Annotated in this window: 18 protein-coding genes; 16 read left to right on the forward strand and 2 right to left on the reverse strand. The window is 67.2% G+C overall.

All coding sequences use genetic code 11. The features are described from left to right. Positions 1-30 precede the first annotated feature (30 nt). From surE to AQ610_RS08450, 5 genes are read left to right on the forward strand one after another with little or no spacing between them, the layout of a single operon-like run. Positions 31-792: a 5'/3'-nucleotidase SurE gene (gene surE / locus AQ610_RS08430; protein ID WP_006026976.1), complete on the forward strand. Its 762-nt coding sequence runs from the start codon at positions 31-33 to the stop codon at positions 790-792. After that, positions 789-1778: a protein-L-isoaspartate(D-aspartate) O-methyltransferase gene (locus AQ610_RS08435; protein WP_043282643.1), complete on the forward strand. Its 990-nt coding sequence runs from the start codon at positions 789-791 to the stop codon at positions 1776-1778. Before surE ends, AQ610_RS08435 begins: the two co-directional genes overlap by 4 nt. An 11-nt stretch (positions 1779-1789) precedes the next feature. Beyond that, positions 1790-2680, forward strand: coding sequence for a peptidoglycan DD-metalloendopeptidase family protein (locus AQ610_RS08440; RefSeq protein WP_006026974.1), 891 nt, complete (start codon positions 1790-1792; stop codon positions 2678-2680). An 11-nt stretch (positions 2681-2691) separates the two neighbouring features. Next, the gene (gene rpoS, locus AQ610_RS08445) at positions 2692-3780 is read left to right on the forward strand and encodes an RNA polymerase sigma factor RpoS (protein ID WP_006026973.1); all 1089 of its coding nucleotides are present in this window, start codon (positions 2692-2694) and stop codon (positions 3778-3780) included. 7 nt (positions 3781-3787) lie between these two features. Next, positions 3788-4564 carry a 3'-5' exonuclease gene (locus AQ610_RS08450; RefSeq protein ID WP_006026972.1) on the forward strand — a complete coding sequence of 259 codons (777 nt, stop codon included), beginning with the start codon at positions 3788-3790 and terminating at the stop codon, positions 4562-4564. Between the two features lie 76 nt (positions 4565-4640). Here AQ610_RS08450 and AQ610_RS08455 read toward each other — a convergent pair whose 3' ends face one another. Continuing rightward, the gene (locus tag AQ610_RS08455) at positions 4641-5501 is read right to left on the reverse strand and encodes an endonuclease/exonuclease/phosphatase family protein (RefSeq protein ID WP_006026971.1); all 861 of its coding nucleotides are present in this window, start codon (positions 5499-5501) and stop codon (positions 4641-4643) included. A gap of 76 nt (positions 5502-5577) precedes the next feature. Here AQ610_RS08455 and rlmD point away from each other — a divergent pair, with 76 nt between their 5' ends. Continuing rightward, complete coding sequence (gene rlmD, locus AQ610_RS08460; RefSeq protein ID WP_006026970.1) at positions 5578-6981, forward strand: 23S rRNA (uracil(1939)-C(5))-methyltransferase RlmD; 1404 nt, start codon at positions 5578-5580, stop codon at positions 6979-6981. Between the two features lie 81 nt (positions 6982-7062). Here the strand turns inward: rlmD and AQ610_RS08465 are convergent, their stop codons facing one another. Beyond that, positions 7063-7761: a Bax inhibitor-1/YccA family protein gene (locus tag AQ610_RS08465; RefSeq protein ID WP_006026969.1), complete on the reverse strand. Its 699-nt coding sequence runs from the start codon at positions 7759-7761 to the stop codon at positions 7063-7065. A gap of 248 nt (positions 7762-8009) precedes the next feature. Between AQ610_RS08465 and ndk the strand changes: the two genes are divergently transcribed. The 10 genes from ndk to hflX all read left to right on the forward strand — a co-directional run bounded on the left by ndk (position 8010) and on the right by hflX (position 18697). Next, positions 8010-8435, forward strand: a complete 426-nt coding sequence (gene ndk, locus AQ610_RS08470; protein WP_006026968.1) for a nucleoside-diphosphate kinase — start codon at positions 8010-8012, stop codon at positions 8433-8435. A gap of 43 nt (positions 8436-8478) precedes the next feature. Then, entirely contained in the window at positions 8479-9615 is a 1137-nt protein-coding gene (gene rlmN, locus AQ610_RS08475) for a dual-specificity RNA methyltransferase RlmN (RefSeq protein ID WP_006026967.1), read from the forward strand. A 147-nt stretch (positions 9616-9762) separates the two neighbouring features. Then, complete coding sequence (locus tag AQ610_RS08480; RefSeq protein WP_043282642.1) at positions 9763-10845, forward strand: RodZ domain-containing protein; 1083 nt, start codon at positions 9763-9765, stop codon at positions 10843-10845. A 93-nt stretch (positions 10846-10938) separates the two neighbouring features. Continuing rightward, positions 10939-12243, forward strand: a complete 1305-nt coding sequence (gene ispG, locus AQ610_RS08485) for a flavodoxin-dependent (E)-4-hydroxy-3-methylbut-2-enyl-diphosphate synthase (RefSeq protein ID WP_043282706.1) — start codon at positions 10939-10941, stop codon at positions 12241-12243. A gap of 19 nt (positions 12244-12262) precedes the next feature. Next, positions 12263-13603: a histidine--tRNA ligase gene (gene hisS / locus AQ610_RS08490; protein ID WP_006026964.1), complete on the forward strand. Its 1341-nt coding sequence runs from the start codon at positions 12263-12265 to the stop codon at positions 13601-13603. A 52-nt stretch (positions 13604-13655) separates the two neighbouring features. Beyond that, a complete protein-coding gene (locus AQ610_RS08495; protein WP_006026963.1) occupies positions 13656-14285 on the forward strand; it encodes a tetratricopeptide repeat protein in 630 nt (209 codons plus the stop codon). 44 nt (positions 14286-14329) lie between these two features. After that, positions 14330-15475, forward strand: coding sequence for an outer membrane protein assembly factor BamB (bamB, locus tag AQ610_RS08500; protein WP_006026962.1), 1146 nt, complete (start codon positions 14330-14332; stop codon positions 15473-15475). Positions 15476-15751: 276 nt separating this feature from the next. Next, entirely contained in the window at positions 15752-17089 is a 1338-nt protein-coding gene (gene der / locus AQ610_RS08510; RefSeq protein WP_009912127.1) for a ribosome biogenesis GTPase Der, read from the forward strand. A 134-nt stretch (positions 17090-17223) separates the two neighbouring features. Then, on the forward strand, positions 17224-17463 hold the full coding sequence (gene hfq / locus AQ610_RS08515; RefSeq protein ID WP_004192796.1) for an RNA chaperone Hfq: 240 nt from the start codon (positions 17224-17226) through the stop codon (positions 17461-17463). A 70-nt stretch (positions 17464-17533) separates the two neighbouring features. After that, a complete protein-coding gene (hflX, locus tag AQ610_RS08520; RefSeq protein ID WP_170963104.1) occupies positions 17534-18697 on the forward strand; it encodes a GTPase HflX in 1164 nt (387 codons plus the stop codon). Positions 18698-18722: the final 25 nt, after the last annotated feature.

Here is an 18722-nt window from a genome sequence, read left to right on the forward strand (position 1 = left end):
GCGCAATCTTTCCTCGGTTACAATCGCCGGATGCGAATACTACTCAGCAACGACGACGGATATCTCGCGCCCGGCCTCGCCGCGCTGTACGAAGCGCTGTGCCCGCTCGCCGAGATCGTCGTGATGGCGCCCGAGCAGAATTGCAGCGGCGCGTCGAACTCGCTCACGCTGTCGCGTCCGCTCTCGGTGTCGCGCTCGGCGGCCACGGGTTTCTACTACGTGAACGGCACGCCGACCGATTCGGTGCACGTCGCGCTGACGGGCATGCTCGACGCGAAGCCGGACCTCGTCGTGTCGGGGATCAACAACGGCCAGAACATGGGCGACGACACGCTGTATTCCGGCACGGTCGCCGCCGCGACGGAAGGCATCATGTTCGGCGTGCCGGCGATCGCGTTCTCGCTCGTTCACAAGGAATGGGCGCACCTCGACGACGCGGCGCGCGTCGCGGCGGAGATCGTGCGTCATTACCTCGACCATCCGCTGCCCGGCCCGCCGCTCCTGAACGTCAATATTCCGAACCTGCCATACGACGAGCTGAAGGGCTGGCGCGTGACGCGGCTCGGCAAGCGCCATCCGTCGCAGCCGGTGATTCGCCAAACCAATCCGCGCGGCGAGCCGATCTACTGGATCGGTGCGACGGGCGACGCGCTCGATGCGAGCGAGGGCACCGATTTTCACGCGGCCGCGTCGGGCTACGTGTCGATCACGCCGCTGCAGCTCGATCTCACGCACACGCAGATGCTCGCAGCCACGCGCGATTGGGCGCGTGCCGGGAGCGGCGCTTCATGAGCGGCGAGCGCGCGAAGCGGTTTCCGCTCGCGCTCGAGGACCTGAAGCGCGAGCCGCGCAAGCCCGAGGGGCGCGCGGCCGAGCGCCAGGCGGCTGGCGACGCCGCCCGCCAGCGCCTCACCGCGGCGGCGGCAGCCGCGCCCGCAGCCGCTTCCCCGATCGTGTCCGGGCGCCGCGCGCCACGCGCGGCCGGCGCGTCGGGTAGCGGCGGGTCCGTTTCGAAATCCGTGCGCGCGAAGCAGCATGCGCCCGCGATGCCCGGCGTCGCGAAGGGCGCGTTGTCCGCCGGCACGAAGAACGGCGACAAGGGCGCTGCGCCGAACGTCGCGTTGAGCAGCGCGCTCTCGCTGACTTCGGAACGGGTGCGCGAGCGCATGGTCGAACGGCTGCTGGCAAACGGCGTGAGCGATCCGCGCGTGCTTGCAGCGATGTCGGCCGTGCCGCGCCACATGTTCGTCGATCCCGGGCTCGCGGCCCAGGCGTACGAGGATGCCGCGCTGCCGATCGGCCATCAGCAGACGATCTCGAAGCCGTCGGTCGTCGCACGAATGATCGAGCTCGCGGCGGCGGGCCGCACGCTCGAGCGCGTGCTCGAAATCGGCACCGGCTGCGGCTATCAGGCCGCGGTGCTGAGCCGCGTCGCGCGCGACGTGTATTCGATCGAACGCGTGAAGCCGCTCTACGAGCGCGCGAAACTGAATTTGCGGCCGCTGCGCGTGCCGAACATCCGCCTGCACTACGGCGACGGACGCGTGGGCCTGCCCGCCGCGGCGCCGTTCGACGCGATCGTGATCGCGGCGGCGGGGCTCGACGTGCCGCGGGCGCTGTTGGAACAATTGGCGATCGGCGGCAGGCTAGTCGCGCCTGTCGGAGAGCAGGCGGGCGAGCAGGTGCTGACGCTCGTGGAGCGTGTCGCACCCGCGCAGTGGCGCGAGTCGCGGCTTGATCGCGTTTTCTTTGTCCCTTTAAAATCCGGAGTGATTTGATACCGATGAGTATGCTGCGCGCGATGCAAAACAATCGTTCGAAGGTTCCGCTCTCGCTCGCTCAGCGCGCGATTTGCATGGCGGCGTTCACGCTGCTCGCCGCGTGCGCGACGCGGCTCGACCAGGCGCCCGTCGTCGACCGTTCCGGCTCGCTCGGCACGACCGCCGCCGCGCAGCCGCCCGCGCCGCTGCCGCCTGCGCCTCCGGGTTACTACCGGGTGAAGCCGGGCGACACGCTTTATCGGATCGCGCTCGAGAACGGCCAGAACTATCGCGACATCGCCGCGTGGAACAACCTGACGAACCCGAACCAGATCGAAGTCGATCAACTGCTGCGCGTGTCGCCGACCGCGGGCGGCGCGACGGCGGCCGCACCGGTCGCGGGCGCCGCGGTCACGCCGCCGCTGTCGAGCGGTCCGTCGAGCGGCTCCGCCGCGGTGCCGCCGATCTATGGCTCCGGTTCCAGCGCGAGCGCCGCGCCGACTGCGCCGGCCGCGACCGCGTCGACCGAAACGGGCGCGCTCGCCGCGAGCAGCAACGTGTCGTTTGCGTGGCCGGTGCGCGGCGCGCTGCTCAACACGTTCGACGATTCGAAGAACAAGGGGATCAACATCGGCGGCCCGGCCGGCGAGGCCGTGAAGGCCGCCGCGGATGGCCGCGTGGTATACGCGGGCAACGGGCTGCGAGGCTATGGCAACCTCATTATCATCAAGCACGACGCAACTTATCTCACGGCGTATGCACACAATCGCGCTTTGATGGTAAAAGAGGGGGACGCGGTGACGAAAGGCCAGAAGATCGCAGAGATGGGCAACAGCGATTCCGACCGCGTGATGCTGCATTTCGAGGTTCGCCGGCAGGGTAAACCTGTCGATCCGCTGAAGTATTTGCCGCCTCAATAAACGAGACGACCATGCCGAAATCGAAGCGCCACGATCCGCAAGCCGAGTCTGAGAAGATCAGTCGAGCCACGCAAGCATCGGCGGAGCGAGCTGGCGCTTCGACGGACGAGGACGAAGACGCTGCCGACAGCGAACGCGACTACGAGCCGCGCGACGCGGATTCGGACGATTCGGGCGAAGGGCGCAGCGACGCGGCCGACGCGTCGCCTGATCTGGACGACTTCCGGGCGCTTCTGCAGGCGGAGCTCACCGCCGACACGATCCAGCACTACCTGAACCGCATCAGCGTGAAGCCGCTGCTGACGGTCGAGGAAGAGCAGCGCTATTCGCGGCTCGCGAAGGCGGGCGAATTCGAGGCGCGGCAGGTGATGATCGAGCGCAACCTGCGGCTCGTCGTCAGCATCGCGAAAGGCTATCTGAATCGCGGCGTGCCGCTCCTCGATCTGATCGAAGAGGGCAACCTCGGGCTCATGCACGCGATCGAGAAATTCGATCCGACGCGCGGCTTTCGCTTCTCGACATATGCGACCTGGTGGATCCGCCAGAGCATCGAGCGCGCGATCATGAATCAGGCGCGCACCGTGCGGCTGCCGGTGCACGTGATCCGCGAGCTGAACCAGGTGCTGCGCGCGAAGCGACATCTGGAGAAGAACTCGCTGTCGACGGGCGCGGCGGCCGAGCGCCGCGAGGCGAGCATCGACGACATCGCGTATCTGACCGGCAAGACGGCCGAGGAAGTCACCGACATCCTCGCGCTGAACGAGCACACCGCGTCGCTCGACGCGCCGCTCGATCTCGATCCGGCGAGCAGCCTGCTCGATCTGCTGCCCGACGACCAGAGCCAGTCGCCCGACGCTGAGGTTCAGCACCGCGAACTGGAGACGCTGACGCGCGCGTGGCTGTCGCGCCTGTCCGACAAGCATCGCCACGTGATCGAGCGGCGCTTCGGCCTCAACCATATCGAACCCGCGACGCTCGAGGAGCTTGCCGACGAGATGGGGCTGACCCGCGAACGGGTCCGCCAGATCCAGCAGGAAGCGCTCGTGCGGCTCAAGCGGTTTTTTGCCTCCAACGGCGTGCGCAAGGACGCCGTTCTGTAATTCATCGATGACACCGATTCTGGTTTTTGACATCGAGACGATTCCCGATGTCGACGGCATTCGCCGTCTCGAAGATCTGCCCGCCGACCTCGCCGACGCCGAAGTGGCCGAGCACGCGTTCGCCGCGCGCCGCGAGAAGACGGGCAGCGATTTCCTGCCGCACCATCTGCAACGGATCGCGGCGATCTCGTGCGTGTTCCGCGACAGCAACGGCTTTCGCGTGCGCTCGCTCGGCACGCCGGGCGACCCGGAAGCGACGCTGGTCCAGTCGTTCTTCCGGGTGATCGAGAAGTACACGCCGCAGCTCGTGTCCTGGAACGGCGGCGGCTTCGATCTGCCGGTGCTGCATTACCGCGCGCTCGTGCACGGCGTCGCGGCGCCGCGCTACTGGGACATGGGCGAGGACGATCGCGACTTCAAGTGGAACAATTATCTGTCGCGTTACCACACGCGGCATCTGGACCTGATGGATCTGCTCGCGCTCTACCAGCCGCGCGCGAGCGCGCCGCTCGACGCGCTCGCGAAGCTATGCGGCTTCCCGGGCAAGCTCGGGATGGACGGCAGCCAGGTGTGGACGGCATTCCAGGAAGGGCGAATCGAAGAGATTCGCAATTACTGCGAGACCGACGTCGTGAACACGTACTTGCTGTATTGCCGGTTCCAGCAGATGCGTGGCGGCCTGTCGCCCGCCGAATACGCGGAGGAGATCGTGCTCGTGAAGAGCGCGCTCGTGCAGGAGCCGGCGCCGCACTGGGCCGAATACCTCGCCGCGTTCGGCGCGTGACGCGGCGCGCGATGCGCAACGCGTGACGGGGACGTCGCGCTTTCCGTTCATCTCGATCCGCTTGCGCATCGCCCGGCTACGCGTCGCTCAATTCGAGCACGATCGGCTGATGATCCGACGCGCGCACCGCGCCGTCGATCTCGCAGCGTGATATGCGGTGCGCGAGCGTATCGGTGACGAACACGAAATCGCAGGTCATCGGCCCTTCGTGCCATTGCGCGGTGTCGTAGACGCCCGCCGTCATCGGCGGCGTCTTGCCCGGATGGCGCGCGAGCCATGCGTCGACGAAGCGCGGCGCGTCTGGAAACGGCGCGAGAAAGCGCCGGTACGCGTCACTGCGGTACGCGCTGTTGAAGTCGCCGCAGACGATCGCGTCGGCCGCGCGCGCGGACGGCGCGAAAGGGCCCGTCGGCGTTTCCGGCGGCGCGCTCTCGCGTGCGTGCGCGGCCGCCTCGCGATGCAGGCGCCGCAGCGCATCGACCTGCGCGAGCCGCTGCCGCGCCGAGTAGTACTCGAGATGCGTGACGACGACGCGCAGCGGCCCGAACGGCGCGCGCAGCGTGACTTCGAGCGCGCAGCGCGGCATCGACGGCGCAGCGGCGCTCGCGGGCCACGGCAGCGCGTGGCGCATCGCGCGCTCGACAGGCAGCCGCGTCGCGAGCGCGTTGCCGAATTGCCGGCGCGGCGCGCCCGGCTCGAGCGGCGGCAGATCGACGCCGAGCGCGTCGAACACCACGTAAGCTGGCAATAGCGCGCCCAGTTCGGCATACTGATCGCCGGACGGCCCGCCTGGCAGCGCGTGAAAGCCGCGCGTGACTTCCTGCACGCACAGCACGTCGAAATCGCCGAGGCCGCGCGCGGCGTCGACGGTGCGCGCGAGGTCGACCGTGCCGTTCGCGTCCCGTCCCCATTGGATGTTCCAACTGATGAGTCGCATCGTCGAATCTCCGTTGCATGACGGCCGTTCGTCTACAATCTCGCCTTTCCCCACAATCGTTCGTCAGGAAAAGCTGGTGTCAGAAGCCGTCCCTCTCTCCACGCGCCGCGCGTCCCATGCGGGCGCCGCGCCTGATCGCGCCCCGGTTCTCGATATCGATTCGCTCGACATGGAAGCGCGCGGCGTCGGCCGCGTCGTCGACGAAAACGGCGAGCCCGGCAAGGTGATTTTCGTCGAGGGCGCGCTGCCCGGCGAGCGCGTCACCTATTCGAGCTTTCGCCGCAAGCCGACCTACGAGCAGGCGCAGGTCGTCGATATTCTGCGCCCGAGCGTGATGCGCACGCAGCCAAAATGCGCGTTTTTCGGCACCTGCGGCGGCTGCTCGATGCAGCATCTCGACATGCGCGCGCAGGTCGCGATCAAGCAGCGCGTGCTCGAAGACAATCTGTGGCATCTCGCGAAGCTGCGCGCCGAGGCGATGTTCGCGCCGATTCACGGCCCGTCGTGGGGCTACCGCTATCGTGCGCGCCTCACCGTGCGCCACGTCGCGAAGAAGGGCGGCGTGCTCGTCGGCTTCCACGAGAAGAAAAGCAGCTACGTCGCCGACATGACGAGCTGCGAAGTGCTGCCGCCGCACGTGTCGGCGATGCTCGTGCCGCTGCGCCGGCTCGTCGAGCAATTGTCGATCCGCGATCGCATGCCGCAGATCGAGCTCGCGGTCGGCTCGCAGGTGACGGCGCTCGTGCTGCGCGTGCTCGAGCCGATCGACGCGGCCGACGAGGCGCTCCTGCGCGAATTCGCGGACGCGCACCGCGTGCAGTTCTGGCTGCAGCCGAAAGGGCCGGATACGGCTGCGCCGTTCTATCCGCTCGACGTGCAGCTCGACTACACGCTGCCCGAATTCGGGATCCGGATGCCGTTCAAGCCGACCGATTTCACGCAGGTCAATCACCAGATCAACCGCGTGCTCGTCGGCCGGGCGCTGCGCCTGCTCGCGCCCGAGCGCGGCGACCGCGTGCTCGACCTGTTCTGCGGAATCGGCAATTTCACGCTGCCGCTCGCCCGGCTCGCGCGCGAGGGCGAGGTGGTCGGGATCGAGGGCAGCGAGACGCTGACGTCGCGCGCGCTCGCGAACGCGAAGGAAAACGGCGTCGACGGTCATACGTCGTTCGCGTGCCGCAACCTGTTCGAGGTGACGGCGGACGATCTGCGCGCGCTCGGCGCATTCGACAAGTTCCTGATCGATCCGCCGCGCGAAGGCGCGCTCGCGGTGTCGAAGGCGCTCGCCGAGATCGCGCAGAGCGGTGAAGGGCCGCTGCCCGCGCGGATCGTCTACGTGTCGTGCAATCCGTCGACGCTCGCGCGAGACGCGGGTCTCCTCGTGCACGAGGCGGGTTATCGGCTCAAGGGCGCGGGTGTCGTCAACATGTTCCCGCACACGTCGCACGTCGAATCGATCGCGCTCTTCGAGCGCGGCTGACGTGGAATGCGGGCGGCGCGCGCATGAAAAAACCGGCCCGAGGCCGGTTTTTCGTGACGCGCGGCGACGTGTCGCCGAGCTTCAGTTCCGGTTGCCGCCGAAGATGCCGAGCAGCGCGAGCAGGTTCGTGAACACGTTGTACAGATCGAGGTAGATCGCGAGCGTCGCGCTGATGTAGTTGGTCTCGCCGCCGTTCACGACGCGCTGGACATCGAACAGCATGTACGCCGAGAAGATTACGATCGCGAGCACCGACACGGTCAGCATCAGCGCCGGCAACTGCAGGAACATGTTCGCGACCATCGCGAGCAGCAGCACGATCACGCCGACGAAGAGCCATTTGCCGAGGCCGGAGAAGTCGCGCTTGCTGACGGTTGCGACCGTCGCCATCGCGGCGAAGATCACGCCGGTGCCGCCGAACGCGAGCATGATGAGCGAAGGGCCGTTCGAAAAACCGAGGATGAAGCTCAACAGGCGCGACAGCATCAGGCCCATGAAGAACGTGAAGCCGAGGAGCACGAACACGCCGGCCGAGCTGTTCTTCGTGCGCTCGATCGCGAACATGAAGCCGAACGCGATCGCGAAGAATGCGAGGAGGCTCATTATCGGGCTCGTCGCGGCGAACCGCGAGAAACCCGTCGCGACGCCGACCCACGCGCCGAGCACGGTCGGCACCATCGACAGCGCGAGGAGCCAGTAGGTATTGCGCAGCACGCGGTTGCGGGTCTCGGCGGTGCTGATCGCGCCGCCGCGGCCGAAGTTGTACGGATAATCGTTCATGGTTTCTCCTAGCATGGAACGTGGCGGCACCGCCGGCGGGCGACGCGCCTGTTGCGCCGCAAAAAACCGTGAAGCCGCTACCCCTATGATGGGTTTCGACGGCGGAGGTTTCAACGCCTTGGCGCCTGCGAAACACGAAGTATTAGAACCTTTCTGCCGTGTAAGGGTTCAATCGCAATGATACACGGGATCGTGTTACAATAACGGATTCATTTGGAACTGTAACCTCTTAATTTCTTGGAGTTTTTATGGCACTCGAGCGCACCCTGTCGATCATCAAGCCGGATGCGGTGGCGAAGAACGTGATCGGCCAGATCTACAGCCGTTTCGAAAACGCCGGCCTGAAGATCGTGGCGGCGCGCATGGCGCACCTGTCGCGCGCCGATGCGGAGAAGTTCTACGCCGTGCACGCCGAGCGTCCGTTCTTCAAGGATCTCGTCGATTTCATGATCTCGGGCCCGGTGATGATCCAGGTGCTGGAAGGCGAGGACGCGATCCTGAAGAATCGCGACCTGATGGGCGCGACGGATCCGAAGAAGGCGGAAAAGGGCACGATCCGCGCCGATTTCGCGGACAGCATCGACGCGAACGCCGTGCACGGCTCGGACGCGCCGGAAACGGCGCGCGTCGAGATCGCGTTCTTCTTCCCGGAAATGAACGTCTACTCGCGCTAAGCGGGTCGGGGTCCGGCGCGTTCGGCGGCAAGGCAGGGCAATCATGGCGGGCGAAACCATCGTCAATCTACTCGACCTCGACGCCGAGGGGCTCGTCGCGTATTGCGGCAGCCTCGGCGAGAAGGCGTTTCGCGCTAAGCAACTGCAGCGCTGGATCCACCAATACAACGCGGCCGATTTCGACGGGATGACCGATCTCGCGAAATCGCTGCGCGAGAAGTTGAAGGGGCGCGCCGTGATCGGCACGCCCGACATCCTGAGCGATCACGTGTCGGCCGACGGCACGCGCAAGTGGCTCATCAACGTCGGCAACGGCAATGCGGTCGAGACGGTGTTCATCCCCGAGGAGACGCGCGGCACGCTGTGCGTGTCGTCGCAGGCGGGGTGTGCGGTCAATTGCCGCTTCTGCTCGACCGGCAAGCAGGGTTTTTCCCGCAATCTGTCGACGGGCGAGATCGTCGGGCAGTTGCGGATGGCGGAATTCGCGCTGCGCGCGTCGCTCGGCCGCGCGCCCGGCCCGAACGGAAAGGCCGAGCGGGTGGTCACGAACGTCGTGATGATGGGCATGGGCGAGCCGCTTCTCAATTATTCGGCGGTCGTGCCCGCGATGCGCCTCATGCTCGACGATAACGCGTACGGCCTGTCGCGTCGGCGCGTGACGCTGTCGACGTCGGGCGTCGTGCCGATGATGGACCGGCTCGGCGCGGAGCTGCCCGTCGCGCTCGCGGTGTCGCTGCACGCGCCGAACGACGCGCTGCGCGACGAGCTCGTGCCGCTCAACAGGAAGCATCCGCTGCGCGAACTGATGGCCGCGTGCCAGCGCTATCTGAAGGTCGCGCCGCGCGATTTCATCACGTTCGAATACTGCATGCTCGACGGCGTCAACGATACGCAAGCGCATGCGCGCGAGTTGCTCGCGCTGACGCGCGACGTGCCGTGCAAATTCAATCTGATTCCATTCAATCCGTTCCCGGAATCGGGGCTCGTGCGCTCGAAGACAGAGCAGATCAAGCGCTTCGCGCAGGTTCTGATCGACGCCGGCATCGTGACGACGATCCGCAAGACGCGCGGCGACGACATCGACGCCGCCTGCGGGCAACTGGCGGGCGCGGTCAGGGATCGCACGCGCCTTGCCGAGCGGACGGGGACGACGAAGGTTATCGAGGTCCGGGCGGTTTGATGGGGATGTCCGGGCCGGTAGTGAAATGCGCGTAAAGCGATCGGGGGCGGCGCGCGGCGCCGCGCAGTGTGTGACAACGGTGGTGTTGCGGGCCCGGCCGGAGCTGGCGCGGGCGTGCAGGCAAGAAGAATCGACGCGAGGATGAGGATGAGCGAACCGCAGCCGTCAAAGGGCCCAGAGACGAACGCAGGCGAGAAACCGGCGGCGGCCGGCGGCGGCATTGCGTCGGTCGCGGCGGTGGGCGCACGGCTCGCGGCCTTGCGTGAGTCGAAGGGATGGTCGGTTGACGACGTGTCCGCGCGGCTGAAGGTCGCGGTGCCGAAGCTGCAGGCGCTCGAGGCGGGCGATACGAGCCGGTTGCCGGGCACGACGTTTGCGCTCGGCCTCGTGCGCAGCTACGCGAAGATGCTCGGCGTCGATCCGGAGCCGTTCGCGCAGGCGCTGCGCCGCGAGAAGGGCGTGCCCGAGGTCGATCTGTCGATGCCCGCTTCGGCCGGCACCGATCTGCCGCGCGGCCGGGTGTCGATCCCGCTCGGCGGCTCGTCGCGCGGCCGGCCGTGGCTGTGGGCGGTTGCGGCGGTCGTCGTCGCGCTCGTCGCGGCGGCGATGTGGCGCACGGGCGGCGAATCGTCGAACTGGCTCGCGCGCTTCAAGTCGAGCGGCGCGGGCGAGGCCGCGTCGGGCGCGCACGCGCAGCAGGAAGGCACCGCGTCCGATCTGCCGGCGAGTGCGGCGGTGTCGGGCACGGTGACGCAGGCGGGTGCGATCGCGGCGCCCGCGACGCAGCCGATCGGCGGCGCATCGGCGAGCGTGCCGGCCGCGGGCTCGGCGCCCGTCGTCGCGAGCACGGTGGTCGTGCCGCCCGCTTCGACGCCGGTTGCCGTCGCGCAACCAGCGCAACCCGCGCAGCCGGCGCAAGTGACGCAGCAGCCGGCCGCGCCGGCGGCCGACGGCGCGAACGCAGCCGTCGTGGTCGCGACCGGCCAGTCGGTCGTCGCGCTGAAGGTCGCGCAGGACTGCTGGTTCAGCGTGCGCGACAAGAATGGCAAGGAGCTGTTCTCGGCGCTCGTGCGCGCCGGCGAGACGAAGCAGGTCGCGGGCGCCGCGCCGCTCAAGGTCACGATCGGCAACAAGGCCGGGCTCGAATCGGTCGCTTTCGACGGCAAGCCTGTCGATCCGGCAAAATACTCGACGGCTCGGGGCAACGTCGCGCGTTTCGCATTGCCCTGACGGCAAGCGCCCCGCGGCCGGCCCGGTCGCGGCGCTTTTCCCTTTCGCGCGCAGCCGGGCAGGCGGCGCGCTTGGCGTAAATTGGATCTATCGATGCAATCCGAAGCTCAATCCCCACGCAGCAGTCAGATTTGTTCAACCGAGCCGGTGTTCGGCGGACATGCGCCGCGGCGCGTGTCGCATGCGGTCGACGTCCGCTGGGGCGGCACGCTCGTGACGATCGGCGGCACGGCGCCCGTGCGCGTGCAGTCGATGACGAACACCGACACGGCCGACGCGATCGGCACCGCGATCCAGGTGAAGGAGCTCGCGAACGCGGGCTCCGAGCTCGTGCGCATCACCGTGAACACGCCGGAGGCCGCCGCCGCCGTGCCGGCGATCCGCGAGCAGCTCGACCGGATGGGCGTGTCGGTGCCGCTCGTCGGCGATTTCCACTACAACGGCCACCTGCTGCTGCGTGGTTATCCGGGCTGCGCGGAGGCGCTGTCGAAGTACCGGATCAACCCGGGCAACGTCGGCCAGGGCGCGAAGCGCGATTCGCAGTTCGCGCAGATGATCGAAGCCGCGATCAAGTACGACAAGCCGGTGCGAATCGGCGTGAACTGGGGCAGTCTCGATCAGGATCTGCTCGCGCGGATGATGGACGAGAACGGCGCGCGCGCGAAGCCGTGGGAAGCGCAGAGCGTGATGGTCGAGGCGCTGATCCAGTCGGCGATCGGCTCCGCCGAGCGCGCGGTCGAGCTGGGCCTCGGCCGCGACAAGATCGTGCTGTCGTGCAAGGTGAGCGGCGTGCAGGACCTGATCGCCGTGTACCGCGAGCTGTCGCGCCGCTGCGGCTTCGCGCTGCACCTCGGCCTGACCGAGGCGGGCATGGGCTCGAAGGGCATCGTCGCGTCGACGGCCGCGATCGGCGTGCTGCTGCAGGAAGGCATCGGCGACACGATCCGCATTTCGCTCACGCCGGAGCCGGGCGCGGCGCGCACGGGCGAAGTGGTGGTCGGCCAGGAAATCCTGCAGACGATGGGGCTGCGCTCGTTCGCGCCGATGGTCGTCGCGTGTCCGGGCTGCGGGCGCACGACGAGCACGCTGTTCCAGGAGCTCGCGCTGCAGATCCAGACATACCTGCGCGAGCAGATGCCGGTGTGGCGCGACGAATATCCGGGCGTCGAGAAGATGAACGTCGCGGTGATGGGCTGCATCGTCAACGGCCCGGGCGAGTCGAAGCACGCGAACATCGGCATCAGCCTGCCGGGCTCGGGCGAGAATCCGGCCGCGCCCGTGTTCGTCGATGGCGAGAAAGTGAAGACGCTGCGCGGCGAGCGCATCGCGGAAGAGTTCCAGCAGATCGTGAGCGACTACGTCGCGCGCACCTACGGCCGCGCCGCGGTCCAGAATTAATTCGTCCACCGTATTTCAGATGACAGAACAAAAGCGAAAGCTCGAGAAGCTGACGGGCGTGAAGGGCATGAACGACATCCTCCCGCAGGATGCCGGCTTGTGGGAATTCTTCGAAGCGACGGTGAAGTCGCTGCTGCGCGCGTACGGCTATCAGAACATCCGAACGCCGATCGTCGAGCACACGCAGCTCTTCACGCGCGGCATCGGCGAAGTGACCGACATCGTCGAAAAGGAGATGTACAGCTTCGTCGACTCGCTCAACGGCGAGCACCTGACGCTGCGTCCCGAGAACACTGCGGCCGTCGTGCGCGCGGCGATCGAGCACAACATGCTGTACGACGGTCCGAAGCGGCTGTGGTACCTCGGGCCGATGTTCCGCCACGAGCGTCCGCAGCGCGGCCGCTATCGCCAGTTCCATCAGGTCGGCGTCGAGGCGCTCGGCTTCGCGGGCCCGGACGCGGACGCGGAAATCATCATGATGTGCCAGCGCCTGTGGGACGATCTCGGCCTCGCCGGCATCAAGCTCGAGATCAACTCGCTCGGCCTCGCCGAGGAGCGCGCCGCGCACCGCGTCGAGCTGATCAAGTATCTCGAGCAGCATGCCGAGTCGCTCGACGACGACGCGCAGCGCCGCCTCTACACGAACCCGCTGCGCGTGCTCGACACGAAGAATCCGGCGCTGCAGGAGATCGTGCAGAACGCGCCGAAGCTGATCGATTTCCTCGGCGACGCGTCGCGCGCGCACTTCGAGGGCCTGCAACGGCTGCTGAAGGCGAACAACCTGCCGTTCACGATCAATCCGCGCCTCGTGCGCGGGCTCGACTACTACAACCTGACCGTGTTCGAGTGGGTGACCGACAAGCTCGGCGCGCAGGGCACGGTCGCCGCGGGCGGCCGCTACGATCCGCTGATCGAGCAACTGGGCGGCAAGCCGACCGCCGCGTGCGGCTGGGCGATGGGCGTCGAGCGTATCCTCGAGCTCCTGAAGGAAGAGAACCTCATGCCGGAGCAGGAAGGCGTCGACGTGTACGTCGTCCACCAGGGCGACGCCGCGCGCGAGCAGGCGTTCATCGCCGCCGAGCGCCTGCGCGACACGGGCCTCGACGTGATCCTGCATTGCAGCGCGGACGGCGCGGGCGCGAGCTTCAAGTCGCAGATGAAGCGCGCGGACGCGAGCGGCGCGGCGTTCGCGGTGATCTTCGGCGAAGACGAGGTCGCGAACGGCGCGGCGAGCGTGAAGCCGCTGCGCGGCGCGGGCGCCGACGGCGAGAAGAACGTTCAGCAGTCCGTGCCGGTCGAAAGCTTGACCGAATTTCTAATCAATGCGATGGTTGCAACCGCCGAAGACGGCGACGACTGATCGCGGCGCATCCGCTCGACAAAAAGCGTGTACAGGAAGGAATCGCTAGGCGATGAGTTATCACGACGAACAAGAATCGATTGAAAACCTGAAGGCGTGGTGGGCCCGGTGGGGCGATCTGACGACCTGGATCGCGATCGCCGTTCTTGCCGCCGCGGCCGCCTGGAACGGCTGGAACTACTGGCAGCGCCGTCAGGCGTCTCAGGCGGCCGTGCTCTATGAGCAGGTGCAGCAGGCCGTCCAGTCGAACGACAAGGCGAAGGTCTCGCGCGTCGCGTCCGACATGGAAGACAAGTTCGGCGGCACCGCCTATGCGCAGATGACGGCGCTCGAGGCGGCGAAGGCGCTGTACGGCGCGGGCGATGCGGCAGGCGCGAAGGCGCAACTGCAGTGGGCCGCCGATCACGCGAAGGACGACGAGTACAAGCAGATCGCGAAGCTTCGCCTCGCGTCGCTGCTGCTCGACGAGAAGGCGTACGATGCGGGCCTCGCGCTGCTGTCGGGCACGCCTTCGGACGCGTTCAAGGGCGCCGTCGCCGATCGCCGCGGCGATCTGCTCGCCGCGCAAGGCAAGAGCGACGATGCGAAGGCGGCGTACAAGCTCGCGCTCGACGCGCTGCCGAAGGACGACGCATCCGCTCGTCAACTCGTGCAGTTCAAGCTGGACGCGCTCGGCGGCTGAGCGCCCACGCTTTCGTTTTACAACTTAACTTTGCTTCGCTATCGATGAATCTGCTGAAACGTTACGCTGCACCCGTTGCCTGCGCGGCGGCCGTCCTGGTTCTCGCGGCCTGTTCGTCAACGAAGGACGCGCGCCGCGTGCCGACGCCGCTCACCGAGTTCAAACCCGTGCTCGACGTGCAGCAGGTGTGGAAGGCGAGCGTCGGCAAGGGCGGCCGCTATTCGTTCTCGCCCGTCGCGGTGGGCGATGCGGTGTATGTCGCCGGCGCGAACGGTTCGGTCGAGAAGATCGACGCGAAGACGGGCCAGGAAGTCTGGCGCGCGAAGATCGGCTCCGACCTGTCGGCGGGCGTCGGCAGCGACGGCAACCTGACCGCGGTCGGCGCGCTGAAGGGCGGCGTGTTCGTGCTCGGCCCGGACGGCAAGCAGTTGTGGAAGAGCACCGTGCAGGGCGAGATCTTCTCGCCGCCGCTCGTCGGCAACGGTCTCGTGATCGTGCGCACGATCGACGGCCAGGTGATCGCATTCGCCGCGCAGACGGGCGAGCAGAAGTGGACTTACCGCAACCGCGCGGTGCCGCTCAACCTGCGCGTGTCGGCTGGCATGACGTTCGCGGGCGACGCCGCGGTGCTCGCGGGCTTCCCGGGCGGCGGCCTCGTCGCGTTGAACCTGCAGACGGGCGAGCCGTTCTGGCAGACGCCCGTGTCGTTTCCGAAGGGCGTGACCGAAGTCGAGCGGATCAATGACGTGACGGGCGCGCCGACGCTCGTCGGCGCCGAGACGTGCGCGGTGACGTTCCAGGGCCAGCTCGGCTGCTTCGATGCGAACTCGGGCCGCCCGCTGTGGGAAAAGGCGTTTTCGAGCCGCAGCGGCGTCGCGCAGGACGATACGGCCGTCGCGGGCGGCGACGACTGGTCGGTCGTGTCGGCTTACGACGTCGCGACGGGCAAGGAGCTCTGGCGCAACGACAAGCTGAAGAGCCGCGACGTCGGCGTGCCGTACCTGCTCGGCCGCGCGGTCGTGCTCGGCGATTACAAGGGCTTCGTGCACTTCCTGTCGCGCGACGACGGCACGTTCGTCGCCCGGATGAAGACGGACGGCAGCGCGATCGCCGCGGCGCCCGTGCTCGCCGGCAACACGCTCGTCGTCCTGACGCAGGACGGCGGCGTATACGGTTTCCGTCCGCGCTAAGCGCGCGACGTTTTTCGCGCGGCCGTGCGCTTCGCCGGCCGCGCGTCGCATTTTTTGCGCGCGCGCTCGGCGTTGGCCGGGCGGGCGCGGCCCGGCGGCGCGGCATCGCGCGATCGGCGGGCAGCCGGGAGCGAATCGAAAAAAATGAGCGGCGCGACACGTATGCCGCCGCCTGCGCGCCGACGCGGCGCGAATTCGTGCTAATTTCCATCAAGCGCAGCCGCCTGCGGCATGCGGGCTCACCGCCGCTGCGTTTCACGTAGACGACATCATCAGATGAAACCGGTCATTGCCCTCGTTGGGCGCCCCAATGTGGGGAAATCCACGCTGTTCAACCGGCTCACGCGCTCGCGCGATGCGCTGGTCGCCGATCTGCCCGGCTTGACGCGCGATCGCCATTACGGCGAGGGGCGGGTCGGCGCGCGGCCGTACCTCGTCGTCGACACGGGCGGCTTCGAGCCCGTCGCGAAGGACGGCATCCTGCACGAGATGGCGCGGCAGACGCGTCAGGCGGTCGAGGAGGCGGACGTCGTCGTGTTCATCGTCGACGGACGCAACGGCCTCGCGCCGCAGGACAAGTCGATCGCCGATTACCTGCGCAAGACCGGCCGGCCGATCTTCCTCGTCGTCAACAAGGCCGAGGGGATGAAATACACGGCGGTCGCGTCGGATTTCTACGAGCTCGGCCTGGGCGACCCGCGCGCGATCTCGGCCGCGCATGGCGACGGCGTGACCGACATGATCAACGAGGCGCTCGAAGTCGCGTACGCGGGCCAGCCGGAAGAGAGCGAAGAGGACGCCGCCGCGCGCGGCACCAAGATCGCGATCGTCGGCCGGCCGAACGTCGGCAAATCGACGCTCGTCAACACGCTGATCGGCGAAGACCGCGTGATCGCATTCGACATGCCGGGCACGACGCGCGATTCGATCTACGTCGATTTCGAGCGCAACGGCAAGCAGTACACGCTGATCGACACGGCGGGCCTGCGCCGCCGCGGCAAGGTGTTCGAGGCGATCGAGAAATTCTCGGTCGTGAAGACGCTGCAGTCGATCTCCGACGCGAACGTCGTCATTCTGCTGCTCGATGCGCAGCAGGACATCTCCGACCAGGACGCGCACATCGCGGGCTTCGTCGTCGAGCAGGGGCGCGCGCTCGTCGTCGGCGTGAACAAGTGGGACGGGCTCGACCCGCACGTGCGCGAGCGCACGAAGGCGGATCTCGCGCGCAAGCTGAAATTCCTCGATTTCGCGAAGTTCCACTTCATCTCGGCGGCGGAGAAGACGGGCATCGGCGCGCTGATGCGCTCGGTCGACGACGCGTACGCGGCCGCGATGAAGAAACTGCCGACGCCGAAGCTCACGCGCGCGCTGATCGAGGCGGTCGAGTTCCAGCAGCCGCGCCGCCGCGGCCCGGTGCGGCCGAAGCTGCGCTATGCGCACCAGGGCGGACAGAACCCGCCCATCATCGTGATCCACGGCAACGCGCTCGACGCCGTGACGGAAACGTACAAGCGCTATCTCGAGAATCGTTTCCGAGAAACTTTCTCGCTGACGGGCACTCCATTGCGCATAGAGTTCCGCTCGTCGACGAACCCGTACGCCGACAAGGACTGAGCGGCGCGCGCCGCGTCGGCCGGTCGGCAGAGCCGGGCGGGGCGGACAAAATCGGCTATAGTGTAGCGATTGGCGGCGGCTCTCTTTTTCTTCGCCCCAATCTAGTTCAACCTGCAAAAAAGATGGAGTACGCCATGAGCAACAAAGGGCAATTGTTACAAGACCCGTTTTTGAACGCACTGCGTAAAGAGCACGTGCCGGTTTCGATCTATCTCGTCAACGGCATCAAGCTCCAAGGGAACATTGAATCGTTCGACCAGTACGTCGTGTTGCTCCGGAACACAGTTACCCAGATGGTTTACAAGCACGCCATTTCGACGGTCGTGCCGGCGCGTCCGGTGAACTTCCACCCGGATGCGGAAGCAGCGTCCTAACCCATGCCGCGGCTGGCTTGCGTCGCCGCCGGCAGCCGATGCCAGCCGCCTTATCTTGACGTCCGATAATTTGATCAACGCAGCGTTAGTGGGCATCGATTTCGGCAAGACCGATTTCGAAGCCAGTCTCGAAGAACTCAGCCTGCTCGCCTCCAGCGCGGGCGCCCATCCCGCCGTCACGCTGACGGGCCGCCGCGCGAGTCCCGACGCCGCGATGTTCGTTGGCAGCGGCAAAGCCGAGGAACTGCGGCTTGCCTGCGAAGCGAACGACGTAGAAATTGTCATCTTCAATCACGCGCTCGCACCCGCCCAGCAACGCAATCTGGAGCGAATGCTTAATCGGCGCGTCGTCGACCGCACGAGCCTCATTCTCGACATCTTCGCGCAACGCGCGCGCAGCCACGAAGGCAAGTTGCAGGTCGAGCTCGCGCAACTGCAGTATCTCGCGACCCGGCTGATTCGGGCCTGGACCCACCTCGAGCGGCAAAAGGGTGGCATCGGCCTGCGCGGCCCCGGCGAAACGCAGCTCGAAACCGACCGCCGGCTGATCGGCGAGCGCATCAAGATGCTGAAGTCGCGGCTCGACAGGCTGCGCCGCCAGCATCACACGCAGCGCCGGCAGCGCGCGCGCAGCGGCGCGATGTCGGTGTCGCTCGTCGGCTATACGAACGCGGGCAAATCGACGCTCTTCAATGCGCTGACGAAAGCGCAGGCCTACGCGGCCGACCAGTTGTTCGCGACGCTCGACACGACGTCGCGGCGCGTGTATCTCGGCGACGAGGTCGGGCAGATCGTCGTGTCCGATACCGTCGGCTTCATTCGCGAACTGCCGCACCAACTCGTCGCGGCGTTTCGCGCGACGCTCGAGGAGACGATCCACGCGGATCTGCTGCTGCACGTCGTCGACGCGTCGAGCGCGGTGCGGCTCGAGCAGATCGAGCAGGTCAACGACGTGCTGCGCGAAATCGGGGCGGACTCGATCCGCCAGGTTCTCGTGTTCAACAAGATCGATGCGGTGCCCGAGCTCGCGGCCCGCGGCGGCGCGGTCGAACGGGACGAGTATGGTAATATTTCGCGCGTCTTTTTGAGCGCGCGCACGGGCCAGGGTCTGGATTCGCTGCGTGCCGCCATCGCCGAGATCGCTACCGCGGAACATCTTGTCGGCGCCGTGCCGCTCGGCGGCGCGCCGGCGCAACCACACGAAGACCACCCGGTTTCCGAACACGGGCGCTGACGGCTGCGGCCGATCGAGTTGCTCC

Origin of the sequence: Burkholderia humptydooensis (assembly GCF_001513745.1) — a bacterium.
In the GTDB taxonomy this organism is placed as follows: domain Bacteria; phylum Pseudomonadota; class Gammaproteobacteria; order Burkholderiales; family Burkholderiaceae; genus Burkholderia; species Burkholderia humptydooensis.